We start from the raw sequence: 16,289 nt of genomic DNA, 5'->3' as shown, positions 1-16,289 counted from the left end.
GACCTTGCCCGGCGCGCCTTCCTACCGTGACGGCGATCGTCCACTTACCTGAACGCCGTCCGCGGATGAAGCCGTACGACCGAGCCCGCCCGGAGGAGCCTTCCATGCCCGCACCCCGCACCGTCCTGCTCACCGGCGCCGCCGGCGGTATCGGCACCCTGATGCGCGGCCTGCTGCCCCCGTACGGCTACCGGCTCCCACTGCTCGACCAGCGCCCCATCGAGGACGCGCCGGACGCCATCACCGCCGACCTCTCCGACAAGGAAGCCCTGCGCGAGGCGGTACGCGGCGTGGACGCCATCGTCCACCTCGCCGGCATCTCCCTCGAAGCGCCCTTCGAGAAGATCCTGCGCGCCAACATCGAGGGCACGTACAACCTCTACGAGGCGGCGCGCGAGGCCGGCGTACGCCGCGTCGTCTTCGCCTCCTCCAACCACGCCGTCGGCTTCACCCCGCGCCCCGCCGACGGCTCCGGCGCGATCCCGGTGGACACCCCGCGCCGCCCCGACACGTACTACGGCCTCTCCAAAGGCTTCGGCGAGGACCTCGCCTCCCTCTACTGGGACCTGCACGGCATCGAGACGGTCTCCGTCCGCCTCGGCTCCTGCTTCCCGCGGCCCACCACCGTCCGCATGCTGTCGATCTGGCTGAGCCCGGCCGACTGCGCGCGTCTGCTGCACGCCGCGCTCACCGCCGAGGGCGTCGGCCACACCGTCGTCTACGGCTCCTCCGCCAACACCCGCCTGTGGTGGGACCTGACCACGGCCCGCTCGCTCGGGTACGAGCCGCAGGACGACTCCGAGCCGTACGCCGCCGAACTGATCGCCGCGCACGGCGAACTCGACCCCGCCAACCCCGAACACACCCACCTCGGCGGCGCCTTCTGCGTGGACCCGCCCATCTGGCCGTACTGAGCGGCCGTGGCCTCGGCCACGCCGGGCCGGCCGACGCAACCCGCGTCCCCCTCGCGGCGTCCTTGTGTGCGTATCAATCATTTGCGCAACTACGCAGGAACGAGGGACGCACCATGGGCATCCTCAGCTGGCTCGTACTGGGACTGATCGCGGGCATCATCGCCAAGGTCCTGCTGCCCGGACGGGACCCGGGCGGCATTGTCGGCACCACCCTCATCGGCATCGTCGGCTCCTTCATCGGCGGCTGGCTCTCCACGAAGTTCCTCGACAAGCCGATACCGAAGGACTTCTACGACCCGTCGATGTGGATCGCCGCCATCGCCGGCTCCCTGGTGCTCCTGATCGCCTACCGCCTGCTGTTCGGCAACTCCCGCGAACGCCGCTGACCACCGGCCGGCAGTGGCCCCATCCGGCCCCCGGTAATGGAACCGCAAAGAAAGGCCGCTCGTTATCCCCGGCATGACCGCTATGACTCCTGGCTCGAACCTCCCGCTCACCGCCTCGCGGGTGGCGGTGGACGTCACCGCGCCCGTGCGGCTCGATGTGTCGGGCCTGCTGCTCACCGCCGACGGCAAGGTGCGCTCCGACGAGGACTTCGTCTTCTACAACCAGCCGGCCGGCCCGGGTGTGACCCATACGTCCGGAGCGGGCGGCGCCGGTGACACGATCACGGTGGACACCGCCGCGGTACCGGCCGGCATCGAGAAGATCGTCGTGACCGCCAGCCTGGACGCCCCCGGCGCCACCTTCGCCGGCACCGAACCGACCGGCACGGTCCGCAACGCCGACGACGGCAGCGTCATCGCCACCTTCACCCCGCCGCAGCTCGGCCCGGAGACCGCCCTGGTGGTCGTCGAGGTCTACCGCCGCAACGGCGCCTGGAAGGTCCGCGCGGTGGGCCAGGGCTACGCGAACGGCCTGGCCGGCATCGCCACCGACTTCGGCGTGAACGTCGAGGAACCGGCGGCGCCCGCTGCCGCCGCCCCGCAGGCACCCCCGGCTCCGCAGGCTCCCCCGGCCCCGCCGGCTGCCGCGCCTCAGCCTGCCCCCGCCGCTCAGTGGGGTCCGCCCACCGGCGCCCCGGCGCCGATGGCGCCGCCGCCCGCGGCAGCCGCTCCCGCGCCTGCTCCCGCACCGGGCTCCGGCAAGATCAACCTCGACAAGGGCCGCGTCAGCCTCCAGAAGAACCAGACCGTCTCCCTGGTCAAGGGCGGCCGCCCGCTCCTGTCCTCCGTCCGCATGGGCCTCGGCTGGGAGCCCGCCTACCGCGGCAAGGACATCGACCTCGACGCCTCCGTGATCGCCTACGGCCCGGACCGCAAGAAGGTCGACAACTGCTTCTTCGGCAAACTCCAGATCCTGAACGGCGCGATCCAGCACTCCGGCGACAACCTCACCGGCGAGGGCGCGGGCGACGACGAGTCCATCACCGTCCACCTCGGCGGCATCCCCCCGCAGGTGACCGGCCTGGTCTTCACCGTCAATTCCTTCTCCGGCCAGAAGTTCTCCGACGTCGCCAAGGCATACTGCCGCCTGGTGGACGCCCAGACCGGCGAAGAACTCGTCCGCTTCGACCTCACCCACGCCGAACCCCGCACGGGCGTCATGATGGCGAAATTGATCCGCCAGTTCTCCGGGGAATGGGAGATGACGGCAATGGGCGAATTCGTGGACGCGCGGACGGTCCGGGGGATGGTCAAGCCGGGAGGCGCAGCACTGTAGGAAAACTACGGGTCGGCGGACGAAGCCTCCGGCCCGTGGACGGTTCATTCACGGCCCCGGCGCGAGGCGCGCCGGGGCTCGCTGTTTACCGACCGGCGGGGTTCTTCCGCACCTCCCCAACCGCACAGCCCCATCCTCCGGCCCTTGCGTCTCAGCCCGGACGGGTATCAGTCGTCGACGGCGATGAAGTCCGTTATCGCGGCAGCGACGGCTTCGGGCTGCTCGTCGGGGATGAAGTGCCCGGCGTCGGGCACGATGATCCGGGTGGTGTTGTCGGCCCATGGGCTGATGGAGGCGGCCATGTCCGGAACGGAGCCGTGGCTGCTGGAGATTCCGAGGATGGGCACGGTCATGTGCCGCCGTTCGAGCGCCTCGCGGTTCTTGCGCGCCGATTCCGCGGCGTCCCGGTAATACGCGAGGGAAGCGCGCAGGCCGCCGTCGGCGGCGACGGCCGCCGCGTAGTGGTCGACTTCGGCGTCGTCGAACGTGTCGGGAGACAGGGCCTTCATCTTCAGGAACCAGCCGACGTACTCGCGTTCGCGGCCGGCAAGCAGCGTCTCGGGCAGGTCGGGCACCATATGGAACGCGAAATGCCAGGTTTTCCACGCACGGTCCGGGTCGGTGGGAATCGCCTCCGGGAGAGTGATACCGGGAATCCCGGCGTCGAGCAGAGCGACCCGGCGCAGATGGCTCTCGAAGTCGAGGGCGAGGGAGAAAGCGACCCAGGCGCCGATGTCGTGGGCGACCAGGGAGTAGGTCGACACTCCGAGAGCCTTCACGGCGGTGTGCACGTGCGCGGCGACCGCGTGCGTGTCGTAGCTGCGCTCCGGACGCTCGGAGTGGCCCTGCCCCGGCAGATCGATCGCGATGACGCGGAACCGGTCGGCGAGGCCGGGCATCACCTTGCGCCAGGCCCACCAGGTCTGCGGGAATCCGGCGAGCAGGACGACGGCCGGGCCGCTCGGGCGCCCGCCTTCGACGGCGTGAAGACGGACGCCGTCCGCGTCGACCCAGCGGTGGGTGAATCCGTCCAGATGCTGCAGGGGCAGGTCGCGAACGGGGTTGCTTTCGAAGGCATGCGGAGTGCTGGTTGCCGGGCCGGTCACGGGGATCCTCCGTCGGTGTCAGGTGTGCGGTTGGGGCGGTGTGGCTGAGGGGCGATGGCTGGAACCACGTGGTGTGTTTCTCGCGCGATCGCGAAGTACGCGCGGCGTGCCTGCATGCCTGCATGCCGGCCCAAGACCACGCTCGAAGGCTAACGCATCTTGAACTGTTTAGTTCAAGATAGGATGGGGCGCACCGCAGTCCGAACCATCGACGCATCGGCGAGGAAGTGCCGCGTGGCAGGCAAGAAGCAGTTCGACATGGACACGGCGCTCGACGCCGCGATGATCCAGTTCTGGCGCGTCGGCTACGCCGACACCTCCTTGGACGATTTGTCCCGGGCCACCGGCCTGAACCGCAGTTCCATCTACTCCTCCCTCGGCGACAAGGACACGCTCTTCCTGCGCTGCCTGAACCTCTACGCCGCGCGCTACGGCGAGAAGTACGACGCCGCCCTGTCGTGCGCAGCCTCGGATCCCGTCGCCGCTCTTCGCGCTTTCTTCGACGTCACCCTCAAGCGCATCGCTGATCCCGAACTACCTGATGGATGCCTGATTGCCCAGTCGGCCATGGCAATTCCTGTGCTGAGTCCGAGCGTCGCAGCGCACACCAAGCAGGCACTCGGCTTCCAGCGCCGGCGCCTGCGCGCCGCGCTGAAGGCCGGCCGACTGACCGACCAGGACGCCGAGACTTTCGCTGTCCACGCGGCGGCCGTGAACCAGTCGCTCGCCGTGATGAGCAGAGCCGGGGCGAGCCCGGCACAGCTCCTGGCCATCGTGGGCGTGACGGTTGACGCGCTGTCGCGGGCGTTGCGTCCGTAAGGGCCCCGCGTTGAGCCGGATGCGGCCTCAAAGCCGCCCTTTTGTCGACCGCTTACCGTGCCCGGGGTGGCGACGCTCCACCCCCACCGGCCGTATGCACGGTCCCGATCACGGTCACGTCCCGTGATGCGGGACCTGAGTGGGTGAGGAGAAGCGCGATCCGCCGCCCGATGCCGTGATCGTGGCGCCGCTGACGATGAACTCGGTGAACAAGTGGGCCGCGGGCATTGCCGATACGTACGCGCTCGGGCTGCTCACCGAGGCGGTGGGGCCGGGGCTTCCGGTGGTCGCGCTGCCGTTCTGGTCGACGGCGCTGGACGCGCATCCGGCCACCCGGCGGTCGGTGCGGGTGCTGCGGGATCTAGGGGTGCGGGTGCTGTATAGGCCGGGGGCTTGGGAGCCGCATGCGCCTGGGACTGGTGGTGAGCAGGTGGATGGGTATCCGTGGGGGCTGGCGTTGCGGGCGGTGGGTGAGGTGGTCAAGGGGCGTAGGTCGTAGGTGGGGTTGGGGAGCATGGCAGCCCGCAGAGGGGACGGGCCGAGAATAGGCACGCCCGGGCGGGTCCGCGATACCGCCGCAGTGGCCGCAGTACGGGATCGAATGGCGAGGCGTTGCTGCTCAGGCGGCCAGGGCGCGACCGACGAGAGGTGGCCTCAGCGCAGTACGGCCGCCAGCAGGTCGGTGCCCAAGTCCGCCAGGTCGGGCAGATTCAGGGTGTAGCGCACGTAACGGCCCTGCCGCCGAGGCGTGAGCAGGCCCGCGCGGCGCAGGACGGCAAGGTGGCGGGGCACCTCCGGGGGTGAGAGTTCCCAGAAGTGGGCCAGTTCGCCGGTGGTGTGCGGGCCGCGGGCCAGGGTGCGTAGCAGTCGCAGCCGTACCGGATGCGCGAGCGCCTCCAGACGGAGGGTGACCGTCTCCAGAGAGACCGGCTCCGCCGGGCCCGGTTCGGCCACGGGGTACTGCACCACCGGATGCCACCCGGGGGCATGGACCGCCACCAGGTGCGGGCGGCCGAAGACGCTGGGGATGAAGGTGACCCCGGCGTCACGGGCGGCGGTCGCCTTGTCCTGCACCTTGTCCACGATGATGCAGTCACCGTCCGGTGCCAGGGTGACCGCGCCGGAGACCGAGGCGAGTGCCGCCCCGACGCCGTGGCGCCTGAGCAGTTCGTTCTTCAGGCGCAGATCGGTGGCGAGCTGCACCGCGACACCCGCCCAGGCGGCGTCGAAGAAGGTCTCGGCGCACTCTTCGAGGGTGCGGCGTACCCGCGCCCGCACCGCGGCCGGGTCCGCGAGCAGCCGTTCCGCGAAGGCTTCCTGCAGCGCGCCGCGGGCCTGGGCCACTTCCAGGGCACGCTCGCGCGCGGTGGTGTCGGTGAGCGGCGACGCCCCGGGGGGACGGTCCCGGTTGCTGCCGCACGTGGTGACGAGCGCGGCGGTCACATACCTCTCGTCGTCGATCCGGTCCACGTCGTCCAGTTCCTCGGCGAGGGTCGGCCGGGGCCGCGCGGGGATCAGGAAGTCGGCCTGTGAGGAACGCCAGAGGAACTCCGCCTCCCTGAGCCGCTCGGCCGACTCCGGACGGAGCCCGGCCCAGACGTCCGCGGCCCAGCCGGCGAACTGCGGATGATGACCGGGTTCGGCCAGCACGTGCAGCATCGCGGTCAGCTCGGCCAGCGGGGAAGCGGCGAACCGCACGCGCTCGGACGGCAGACCGCCGATGTCGATCCTCAGCGTCATCCCCTCATCATCACCGCCCGGACGGCCCGGCGGTGTCGTCGATTGACGATGTACGTCAACCGGCGTGCCTGCCCCAGCGGCCGAACGCACTGTCTGTCGCCATGGCAACCCTCACCGGAATCCGGCCCCGCGCCCTCGTCCGCGCCTCAGGAGGCCCTCGCTATGCCGTCGCCCTGGCCGTGGACGCGCTGGGCACCGGCCTGCTGCGGCCGTTTCTGCTGCTCTACGGCGTGACGGTGCTGAGGCTGTCCGCACCGGTCACCGGCATCGCCATGACGGCCGGCATCGTCACGGGTCTGGTGTGTATGCCCGCGGTGGGCCGATGGCTGGACCGGGGCGCACGCAGCACGGTTGTGGCGGCGTCGATGCTGGTGCGGGTGCTGGGCGTGGCGCTGCTGCTGGCCGCCCCGGCGGGGCACATGTGGCTCTTCGCGGCGGCGGCGCTCTTCCTCGGCGTCGGCAACCAGGCCTGGCCTGCCGCCCACGCCGCGCTCGTGGCCACGGTCGCCCACGGCAGAGAACGCGACACCGCCCTGGCATGGGCCCACGCCCTGCGCAACGCTGCCCTGGGCATCGGAGCGCTCCTCGCGACCGTATGCCTGGCGGGCGGCACCACCGCGCTGCGGGCGCTGGCGGCCGTCACCGCGCTCGCCTACCTCGCAGCCGCCGTCCTGGCGTGGTCGGTCCATGTGCACGCGCATCCGGCAGGGGCCGCTCCGGCCAGGGACCAGGGCGACCGGGCCGCACCCCGGATGTCCGCGCTGCTCGCCGCCAACGTGGTCTACGTCTTCTGCCTCAACGTTCCCGAGATCGCGCTCCCTCTGGTCCTGGTCACGCAGTTGCACGCGTCACCGGTGTGGCCGGCGGCCGTCTTCGTGGCCAACACGGTGCTGGTCGTCACCCTGCAAGTGCCGGTCACCGTCCTCATGTCCCGCTTCTCCCGGCGGACCGTGCTGGCCCTTTCCGGCGTGGTGCTGGCCGCGTCCTACGCCGGCTTCCTCGCGGCCACCTCGCTGGGACACGGCTGGGCCGTCCCGGCCGTCGCCATGGTGTCCGTGGTCTGCACGATCGGCGAGATCATCTACGCAGGCAGCGCCACCGCGCTCGTCACCGCGCTCGCCCCGGCCCATGCCCTGGGACGCGCCCTCGCCCGCCTCCAGCTCTCCACGGGCTTCGGCCTCGCCGTCTCCCCGGCAGTCATCACCGCGCTCGCGCCGCTCGGTCCGGTCGCCCTCTGGGGCAGCGTCGCGGCCGCGACGCTGCTCTCCGCCTCCGCCGTTGCCACCGAGAAGGACCGGGGAGCGCAGCCCAGCAGTCACGATCCCCGGAGGGGAGCAAGCTTGTGAGCTGGGCAATCGCCTCCGGCGACGGTGGACAACGCCGACTGGTCCGTGGCTCTCCGAGCCGCCCGGGACTGACCGCGCGCCGCCCGGCTCACCCCTTCAGTCCCGCCACCCGAGCCAGCCGCTCGTACGACTCCAGCAACCCCACCCGCTCATACGTACTCGTCGTCACCAAGAACTCGTCGGCGCCGGTCTGCGTCAGAAGCTCGTCCAGTTCGGCCGCCACCTCCGACTCCGTGCCGTGGATGTGGCCGGCCAGGGCGGATTCGTAGAAGGCGCGCTGCTTCGGGGAGAGGTCAGGTTCCCCGGCGGTGATGGCATCGGCCGGTTCCAGGGGCGGGAAGACGCCGTGGGTGCGGGAGTAGGCCATCGACCAGGCTTCGGGGAGGAGGAGGCGGTGGGCCTCCTCGGGGGTTTCGGCCACGGCCACCGTGCCGGAGACGATGACGTACGGCTGGGGCCAGAGGGGTGAGGGTTCGAAGGTGGAGCGGTAGCGGTCGATGGCGGCCTGCATCGCTTCGCGGCCGCGCAGATCGCCGATCACCAGGGCCAGGCCCACGCGGGCGGCGATGTCCGCGCCGGCGCCGGTGGCCAGGACGAAGGCGGGGACGCGCAGTCCCTCGGCCGGGCGGGCGTGCACCTGGGGGTGGGGACGTGGGCCGTCGGTGAAGTAGGCGGTCAGTTCGGCCAGTTGGGTCGCGAAGGAGCCGGCTGCTTCCTTGTTGGTGCCGAGGGCGCGGCGGATGCCGTCGGTGAAGCCGACGGAGCGGCCCAGGCCCATGTCGATACGGCCGGGGAAGAGGGCTTCGAGGACGCCGAACTGTTCGGCGACCACCAGCGGGCGGTGGTTGGGCAGCATGACGCCGCCCGTACCGACCCGGATGCGGGAGGTCGCGGAGGCCACCGCGGCGGCGAGCACGGTCGGTGCCGAACCGGCGACGCCCGGCACGCTGTGGTGTTCGGAGACCCAGAAGCGGTGGTAGCCGAGCGCTTCGGCGTGCCGGGCGAGGTCGATGGTGTCGCGGAGTGCCTCGGCGTCCGGGTGGCCCTGGCGGGTCCGGGAGCGGTCGAGGATGGAGAAGGGGGTGGACCGGAGACGGGGGTAGCGGGTGGCCTGATCCCCGGCTGCAAGCGTGCCGGTCTCCCCGGTTGCGAGCCTGTCGGTTTCCCCGGCTGCAAGCCTGTCAGTCTGCCCGGTTGCGAGCCTGCCGGTTTCCCCGCCTCCCAGCCCGCCGGTCTGATCCCCCGCTGCAAGCCTCCCGGCCTCCCCGGCCGCCCGCCCGGCCCCCTGCGTCGTCGTAGTCCTCGTCCGCGTGCTCACCCTTCGTGCAACGTGACAGCCGGTACCGGGATTCCTGGCGGCAGCGCACCCGCCCCCGCAACGCTCACCTCTGCCGCCGCCAAGGCCCCCTGATCGCCAGCATGATCCCCGGCTCCTGGATGTTCGCGTACAGCGTGCGGCCGTCGGGCGAGAAGACCGGGCCGGTGAATTCGCTGTACGCGGGGGCGTCGGCGGTGCCGATGTTGAGGTCGTTGCGGGCGATGGGGTACGTACGGCCGTCGTCCGTGGCGCCGAACAGGTGCTGGATGCCCTCGCCGTCCTCGGCGATGATCAGGCCGCCGTACGGGGAGACGGTGATGTTGTCGGGGCCGTCGAACGCGCCGTCCTCGTCGGGGTCCGGGTTGATGCCGAGCAGGACCTTCAGGGTCAGGGTGCGGCGGCGCGGGTCGTAGAACCAGACCTGGCCGTCGTGGCGGACGGGGCTCTCCTCGCGGGCGTACGAGGAGACGATGTACGCGCCGCCGTCGGCCCACCACATGCCTTCCAGCTTGCGGGCGCGGGTGATCTCCCCGTCGGCGAACTGTTTGCGTACGGAAGTGGTGCGCGCGTCGCGGTCGCGGACCTCGATCCAGTCGACGCCGTAGACCGTGCCGGTGTTCGTGGCGCGGGAGAGGTCGTCGACGAACCGGCCGCCGGAGTCGTAGCAGCGGAACGCGGCCAGGACGCCCGCGTCGTCGGCCAGGGTGCGCAGCCGGCCGCGGCCGTGCTCGAAGTCGTGCGGCGGGGTCCAGCGGTAGAGGAGGCCGTTGGGGCGGTCGGCGTCCTCGGTGAGGTAGAGGTGGCCGCGCCGGGGGTCGACGACGACGGCTTCGTGGGCGTAGCGGCCCAGCGCCTTGATGGGGCGGGGGGCGCGGGCCGCACGAAGATCGTGGGGATCGACCTCGAAGACGTAGCCGTGGTCCTTGGTCATGCCGTTCTGGCCGGCCTTGTCCTCGGTCTCCTCGCAGGTCAGCCAGGTGCCCCAGGGGGTTCGGCCGCCCGCGCAGTTGGTGGAGGTGCCGGCGATGCCGACCCGTTCGGTGACGTGCGTACCGTCCCGGGATACTTCGACGACCGTGCAGCCGCCGGCTGCGGCCGGGTCGTAGACCAGGCCGTCGGCGAGCGGGACCGGGTGCGGCCACTTCGCGCGCGGGCCCTTCAGTTCGTGGTTGTTGACGAGCAGGGTGGTGCCGCGCGGGCCCTCGAAGGTGGCGGTGCCGTCGTGGTTCGAGGGGGTGGACTCGCCGGTCTCCAGTGTGGTGACGCCGGTCCGGGTGATGATCTTGTACGTGAATCCGGCGGGCAGGGCCAGGAGGCCTGCCGGGTCGTCGATCAGCGGTCCGTAGCCGGGCGCACGCCCGCGTACGCCGCCGTCCGGTCCCGGCAGCCCCTGCTCCGGGAGTTCCTGCCCGACGGCGCCGGGCGCGGTGGCCAGGACACCCGCACTGCCGGTCAGTGCGATGCCGGCACCGGCGACGGCGGAGCGCTTGGCGAAGTCTCTGCGGGTGAGCGGCATGTCATCTCCTGTACGGACCGGTGCGGGAGTGCTGTGCGCTGTGCGTCACACCCTGGCGCGCCGGGGCGAACCGCGGTTGAACCCGGTACGACGCCACGATGTCCGGGAAGCGTTTCCCTCCACCCCGGAAAATCATGGCAAACAAGGTCATCAGGGGCATCTACGCAGTAAGCGCAAGATTTATCGCGTACCTCCTTGACCGCCGACCGGCCTCCGCAATAGACAGTCCCTACCTGCATCACCCGTAGGGAGAGCGGTGCGCCCGGGGCCGTACGGAGCTGTTCGGGGAGCTGTTCCGTGCCGGGTTCCCGTCCTCCCCTGAGAGCCCGCCGCCGCAGGCGGCCCGGGCTCGTGAAGCGAACGCGGTCCCGCCCCGCAGCCGTAGCCGCCCGTACGCGGGAGCCTTCGCGCGTACCACCGGACGCACGGCTGAGAGCCGCGCGGGACGCCCACCGGGGAAGAGGTGGTCTGGTGTGAACCAGCCCGAGTTGATGCGCGGACCCACTGGAGGCCAGGTCAGCGACACCTCCCGCCAGCAGGCACTTTCCGACTTCATGCACCCGCAGAACCCGACCGCGAACGTGGTCGGGTTCGGGCACGGCGTGAAGTGGACCAACGGCGAGCCCACCGGCGAGGAAGCCGTGCTGGTCTTCGTCACACAGAAGGTCCCGGAGTCGATGCTCCCGGAGCGGGACGTGATCCCGCACCAGATGGACGACGGCACCCCGACCGACGTCCTGGCCGTCGGCCACATCTCCGCCCAGCGGCAGCAGCGCGTACCGGGCGGGCAGCAGGGCCGCTCGCTCGCCGAGGAGCAGGGCCGTTCCATGGGCGACGGCGGCCGGATGGGCGCGCTCGCCCAGCCGCTGCTCGAAGAGCTGAGCCAGCTCGGCAGCGCCCTGGAGCCGCAGCTGCTCAAGCGCCGGATGCGGCCCTGCCCGGCCGGCTTCTCCGTCGGCAACGTCCAGGTCACCGCCGGCACGCTGGGCAGCGTGGTGTACGACTTCCTGCCCGGCGCCGCGACCAACCCGCCGGCGCCCGGCCTCGGCGTACCGGGCAAGTTCTACATCCTGAGCAACAACCACGTCCTGGCGGACTCCAACCGGGCGCCGCTGGGCAGCGCCGTACTGCAGCCGGGCAAGTTCGACGGCGGTACGGACCCCGCGGACCGGATCGGCACGCTGGACCGGTTCATCTCGATCCAGTTCGCCCCGCAGATCCCGCTGACGCAGCACAACAACGTGGTGGACGCGGCGCTGGCGAAGATCGAGTTCGAGGACGCCACGCGCCAGACGTACTTCAGCGGCGCGCCGCGCGCCTGGCGCCGCAAGTCGGCGGTGGCGGTGGGCGACCTGGTGAAGAAGACCGGCCGGACCACCAACATCAGCTTCGGGCGGATCGTCTCCACCGACGCCACGGTCGACGTGAACTACGGCACGGCCGGTACGGCGCGCTTCAAGGACCAGATCATGACCACGAACATCTCGGCGGGCGGCGACTCCGGTTCGCTGGTGACCTCGCTCGACAACGTCGCGCTCGGTCTGCTCTTCGCCGGCTCGTCGACGGTCACCATCGTCAACCACTTCGAGACCGTCCGCGCGCTGCTGCGCGTCGAGGTCGCCGAGCAGCTGGCCTGACCCACCGAGCCCGAGGGAGAGCCATGACAAGCGCAGCACCGAAGAAGAAGGGTCCGGGCCACGAGCACCAGTTCATCAACGCCCAGGGCTCCGAGGTCAAGACCCGGGACGAGGCGTTCGCCGTCCAGCGCGACGTGTCCGCCGAAGCGCTCCAGGTCACCCAGAAGATGGCGCTGCACAACCAGGCGCTCACCTTCGACATGGAGGTCAACTACAACCCGAACACCAACGTCGTCACGGGCGGCCGGATCACCTCCGGCATCTGCGGCGCTCCGTGGGACATCACCGGCGGCTCGATCGGCAGCTCGCTGCGCATCGACGCCAAGCGTCCGGGCACCGGCGGCAACTGCGCCGAGACGGTCACCATCATCGGCCAGTTCCAGGTCCCGCTGTCCTACCGCGGCACCTACGGGTTCAACGGCCAGTCCACCTCGTTCAACCACACGACGCAGATCGTGTGCTGACGGCGCACCTCCGCCGGAAAAGGCCGGCGGGCGGCGGGGGCACCGAGGTGTCCCGGCCGCCCGCCGGTCGCGGCAGCTCGCGGGAGCCGCCGTAAAACCCTCAACTCCCCTGTCGCGAGCGGGCCTTGAAGGCGGCCTTGCGGGCCTCCTTGGCGGTCTTGCGGTCCGGGTGGAGGCGCCCCATGGCCTCCAGTACGTCGGCGGTCGCCGGGTGGTCCACCCGCCAGGCCGTCTCGAAGAACCCGCTGTGCTGGCCGACCAGGCCCTCGACCAGGGCACGCAGCTCGGCCGCGCTCTCCTCGGCGGCGTCGGCCGCGCCGAGCTGGGCCGCGATGGTGTCCACGGTCAGCCAGAAGATCATGTCCTGGGACGGTTCGGGGACGTCCGTGGCGCCGTGCTCGGCGAGCCACACCCGGGCCAGACCGCCGAGCTGCCGGTCGTCGAGCACCTCGCGCAGCGCGGGCTCGGCCTCCGGCCCGCACAGCGACAGCGTCTGCTGGCAGGCCAGCCGGCGCAGCGGCGCGTCCTCGTCGTCGCCGCGGGCGGCGGCGAGCAGGTCGCGGGCCGCGTCCAGGGGGCTGCGGGCCGCGAGCCACTGCTCGGACTCGGCCTGGGCCAGCGGCTCCGGATAGCCGGGCAGGGCGTCCAGCAGGACGTCGGCGCCCTTGTCGGTGAGGTCGCCGACGGCCGGGGCGTCCACGCCCGCGTCCAGCATCCGGGCCCGTACGGCGTAGACGCCCAGCGGGGTGAGCCGGACCATGCCGTACCGGGAGACGTCCTCGTCCTCCAGGGGCTCGGAAGACTTCACGGTGGCGCCGTCCTCGTCCAGCTCCTCGATCAGCGCCTCGTCCACCGGCCGGTACGCGACCAGGCCGATCGGCTCCAGCACCCGGAACTGGTCGTCGAGCCGCATCATCGCCTCCGACACCTCTTCGAGGATGTCGTCGGTCGGCTCGTCCATGTCGTCCGGCACGATCATGGAGGCGGCGAGCGCGGGCAGCGGCACGGCCTGCTCGGGGTCCTCGTTCAGCGCGGTGAGCAGGTAGAGGTTGCCGAGGATGCCGTCCAGCAGCTCGGCCTCCTCCTCCGGGTTCCAGTCGATCGCGTCCAGGTCCAGTTCGCCGCCGTCGGCGATCTGGTCGGCGATCTCGGAGAGGTCGGGCGCCACCGCGTCGGCGAGCACGGTCTCCATGCCGCCGAGCCAGATGTCCAGGATGTCCCGCGGGCTGCCGGAGGTCAGCAGCGCCAGCTCCTCGCCGGGCGCGGCGGTGCCGGCCGCGGCGTCGTCGGGCAGCTCGTCGCCCTCCTCGGCGGTCTCCTCGATCTCCACCAGTCCGGTGTCGACCGCCAGCTGCCACGCCTCGGCGGCGTACCCGGCGCCGTCCTCGTCCGCGCTCAGGCCGAGGTGCTCGACGGCGGCGGCCAGCTGCTCCTGGAGGAGTTCACCGCCGACGCCGACGGGCACGCCGGGCTCGGCCCAGCGGGCCAGCTGCGCGGCCCGGGCGAACAGCGGCGCGCTCAGCGCGTCCCGCGCCAGCTCCGCGTCGGAGTGCAGCCGCACCGGCGGCAGGGTGGGGCGCTCTGCGGACATCTCGGGTTCAGCTCCTCGTCGGGACTACGGCTCGTGCGAAGCCCCAGCGTAGACGGAATTCCGCGCATCTCGGGCGGTTCACCTGGGTTTCCGCGCCCGTACACCCGGCGAACCTTGACAACTGCGGTGGCCACACAAGAGATTGACGCGCGTAGAGGCGGCCGGACCGTTTCCGCTCCACCGCTGTTCCGCCTTCTCCCGCTCATCCGCTCATCCTCGCCCCCTCGCCCGCCTTCCGGAGGCCCGCCGTGTCCGCGCAGATACCGCCGCACCATCCGACCCGTACGCCCCGCCGCCGCGCGCTGCGCAGGCCCGCCACGCTGACCGCGGTGGTCGCCGCCGCGCTGACCGGCGGGCTGCTCGCGGTCCCGCAGTCTGCGTCGGCCGCCGGCACCCGTATCCACGACATCCAGGGCACCACCCGCCTGTCGCCGTTCGCGGGGAAGCAGGTCGCGGACGTGCCCGGCACGGTCACGGCGGTACGGGCCTTCGGCTCGGCCCGCGGCTTCTGGGTGCAGGACCCGCGGCCGGACCGGGACCCGGCCACCAGTGAGGCGATCTTCGTCTTCACCGGCAAGCAGACGCCGAAGGCCGCCGTGGGTGACGCGGTACGGGTCTCCGGTACGGTCAGCGAGTACTACCCGGGCGGCGAACGGGCCGGCCTCCAGTCGGTCACCGAGATCACCGACGCCACCTGGACCGTCGACTCCTCCGGCAACCCGCTCCCGGCGGCCTTCAAGCTCAACGCCTCGTCCGTGCCGGATCGTTACGCCCCGTCCGCGGGCGGCAAGAGCATCGAGAACCTGCCGCTGCGCCCCGACGCATACGCCCTGGACCGCTACGAGTCGCTGGAGGGCATGCGGGTCTCGCTCACCGACGCGTCCGTCGTCGGACCGACGAACACGCACAACGAGCTGTGGGCGACCGCCGAGCCGCGCCACAACCGCACCGTGCGCGGCGGCGCACTCTACGGCTCGTACCAGGACCCCAACCCCGGCCGGGTCAAGATCACCTCGCTGATCCCCTTCTCCCAGCGCCCCTTCCCCGTCGCCGACACCGGCGACCTGCTGACCGGCACCACCGCGGGCCCGCTGGACTACGACAACTTCGGCGGGTACGGGATCGCCGCCACCGAACTGGGCACGCTCACCGACCGCGGCCCGGCCCGCGAGACCACGCGCCGGCAGCGCGCCGACGAGCTGGCGGTGGCCACGTACAACGTCGAGAACCTCTCGCCGAAGACGCCGCCCGCCAAGTTCGCGCGGCTGGCCGAGGCCCTGGTGAAGAACCTCGCGTCGCCGGACGTCGTGGCGCTGGAGGAGGTCCAGGACGACAACGGCCCCACCGATGACGGCACCGTCTCCGCGAACGCGACGCTCAAGCAGCTCACCGACGCCGTGCAGGCCGCCGGCGGCCCCTCGTACGCCTGGCGGCAGATCGACCCGGTGAACAACCAGGACGGCGGCCAGCCCGGCGGCAACATCCGGACCGCCTTCCTCTACAACCCGGCCCGGGTCTCGTTCACCGACATCGCCGGGGGCGACGCCTCCACCCCGGTCAAGGTGACCGGCTCCCACGGCAAGCCCCGCCTGACCGCCTCGCCGGGCCGTATCGACCCCGGCAACGCGGCCTGGGCGAACAGCCGCAAGCCTCTCGCCGGCCAGTTCTCCTTCCAGGGCCGCCCGGTCTTCGTCGTCGCCAACCACTTCAACTCCAAGGGCGGCGACCAGGGCCTCGACAGCCGCTTCCAGCCCCCGGCCCGGACCTCGGAGACCCAGCGGGTCCGGCAGGCCGAGGCGGTGCGCGGCTTCGTGGAGGACGTCCTCAAGGTCGACCCGAAGGCCGACGTGGTGGTGGCCGGCGACCTCAACGACTACCAGTTCTCCCCCGCCCTCAAGGCGCTCACCAAGAACGGCGTGCTCACCGACCTGGTCGGCCGGCTGCCGCGCGGCGAGCGCTACGGCTACGTCTACCAGGGCAACTCGCAGGTGCTGGACCACATGCTCACCAGTCGCCACCTGCGCCGCGTGGACTACGACATCGTCCACATCAACGCGGAGTACGCGGACCAGTCGAGCGACCACGACCCGCAGGTGCTGCGGTTGAAGCGGTAGCG

At 71.5% G+C, this 16,289-nt stretch carries 14 protein-coding genes; 9 read left to right on the top strand and 5 right to left on the bottom strand.

The features are described from left to right. Positions 1-104 precede the first annotated feature (104 nt). From CP984_RS31495 to CP984_RS31485, 3 genes are all read left to right on the top strand, one after another. Positions 105-914 (top strand): NAD-dependent epimerase/dehydratase family protein, encoded by an 810-nt coding sequence (locus CP984_RS31495; RefSeq protein ID WP_003985674.1) that lies wholly within the window; start codon positions 105-107, stop codon positions 912-914. A 113-nt stretch (positions 915-1,027) separates the two neighbouring features. Next, complete coding sequence (locus tag CP984_RS31490) at positions 1,028-1,300, top strand: GlsB/YeaQ/YmgE family stress response membrane protein (RefSeq protein ID WP_003985673.1); 273 nt, start codon at positions 1,028-1,030, stop codon at positions 1,298-1,300. Positions 1,301-1,382: 82 nt separating this feature from the next. Then, on the top strand, positions 1,383-2,636 hold the full coding sequence (locus CP984_RS31485; protein ID WP_030180558.1) for a TerD family protein: 1,254 nt from the start codon (positions 1,383-1,385) through the stop codon (positions 2,634-2,636). A 167-nt stretch (positions 2,637-2,803) separates the two neighbouring features. On the opposite strand, the gene CP984_RS31480 is transcribed toward CP984_RS31485, so the two are convergent. Further along, on the bottom strand, positions 2,804-3,742 hold the full coding sequence (locus CP984_RS31480; RefSeq protein ID WP_003983991.1) for an alpha/beta fold hydrolase: 939 nt from the start codon (positions 3,740-3,742) through the stop codon (positions 2,804-2,806). A 234-nt stretch (positions 3,743-3,976) separates the two neighbouring features. Here CP984_RS31480 and CP984_RS31475 point away from each other — a divergent pair, with 234 nt between their 5' ends. Continuing rightward, positions 3,977-4,561, top strand: a complete 585-nt coding sequence (locus tag CP984_RS31475) for a TetR/AcrR family transcriptional regulator (RefSeq protein ID WP_003983990.1) — start codon at positions 3,977-3,979, stop codon at positions 4,559-4,561. Between the two features lie 139 nt (positions 4,562-4,700). After that, the gene (locus CP984_RS31470) at positions 4,701-5,060 is read left to right on the top strand and encodes a flavoprotein (RefSeq protein WP_226048720.1); all 360 of its coding nucleotides are present in this window, start codon (positions 4,701-4,703) and stop codon (positions 5,058-5,060) included. Between the two features lie 155 nt (positions 5,061-5,215). Here the strand turns inward: CP984_RS31470 and CP984_RS31465 are convergent, their stop codons facing one another. After that, a complete protein-coding gene (locus tag CP984_RS31465) occupies positions 5,216-6,301 on the bottom strand; it encodes a DUF5937 family protein (RefSeq protein ID WP_003983988.1) in 1,086 nt (361 codons plus the stop codon). A gap of 101 nt (positions 6,302-6,402) precedes the next feature. Between CP984_RS31465 and CP984_RS31460 the strand changes: the two genes are divergently transcribed. Next, complete coding sequence (locus tag CP984_RS31460) at positions 6,403-7,647, top strand: MFS transporter (protein ID WP_003983987.1); 1,245 nt, start codon at positions 6,403-6,405, stop codon at positions 7,645-7,647. Between the two features lie 88 nt (positions 7,648-7,735). Here CP984_RS31460 and CP984_RS31455 read toward each other — a convergent pair whose 3' ends face one another. Next, positions 7,736-8,719, bottom strand: a complete 984-nt coding sequence (locus CP984_RS31455) for an LLM class flavin-dependent oxidoreductase (protein ID WP_030180567.1) — start codon at positions 8,717-8,719, stop codon at positions 7,736-7,738. A 310-nt stretch (positions 8,720-9,029) separates the two neighbouring features. Beyond that, positions 9,030-10,481 (bottom strand): alkaline phosphatase PhoX, encoded by a 1,452-nt coding sequence (locus CP984_RS31450; protein ID WP_003983978.1) that lies wholly within the window; start codon positions 10,479-10,481, stop codon positions 9,030-9,032. Positions 10,482-10,954: 473 nt separating this feature from the next. Here CP984_RS31450 and CP984_RS31445 point away from each other — a divergent pair, with 473 nt between their 5' ends. Both CP984_RS31445 and CP984_RS31440 read left to right on the top strand, forming a co-directional pair. Continuing rightward, a complete protein-coding gene (locus tag CP984_RS31445) occupies positions 10,955-12,118 on the top strand; it encodes a chymotrypsin family serine protease (protein ID WP_003983977.1) in 1,164 nt (387 codons plus the stop codon). A 23-nt stretch (positions 12,119-12,141) separates the two neighbouring features. Further along, complete coding sequence (locus CP984_RS31440; RefSeq protein ID WP_003983976.1) at positions 12,142-12,582, top strand: hypothetical protein; 441 nt, start codon at positions 12,142-12,144, stop codon at positions 12,580-12,582. Positions 12,583-12,682: 100 nt separating this feature from the next. On the opposite strand, the gene CP984_RS31435 is transcribed toward CP984_RS31440, so the two are convergent. Further along, positions 12,683-14,173 (bottom strand): hypothetical protein, encoded by a 1,491-nt coding sequence (locus tag CP984_RS31435; protein WP_003983975.1) that lies wholly within the window; start codon positions 14,171-14,173, stop codon positions 12,683-12,685. A 248-nt stretch (positions 14,174-14,421) separates the two neighbouring features. Here CP984_RS31435 and CP984_RS31430 point away from each other — a divergent pair, with 248 nt between their 5' ends. Beyond that, on the top strand, positions 14,422-16,287 hold the full coding sequence (locus tag CP984_RS31430; protein ID WP_003983974.1) for an endonuclease/exonuclease/phosphatase family protein: 1,866 nt from the start codon (positions 14,422-14,424) through the stop codon (positions 16,285-16,287). Positions 16,288-16,289 lie beyond the last annotated feature (2 nt).

This window comes from Streptomyces rimosus (assembly GCF_008704655.1).
Taxonomy (GTDB): Bacteria; Actinomycetota; Actinomycetes; order Streptomycetales; family Streptomycetaceae; genus Streptomyces; species Streptomyces rimosus.
The sequence above is the reverse complement of the archived record's forward strand: the minus strand, read 5'-3'. Positions and strand labels throughout refer to the sequence as shown.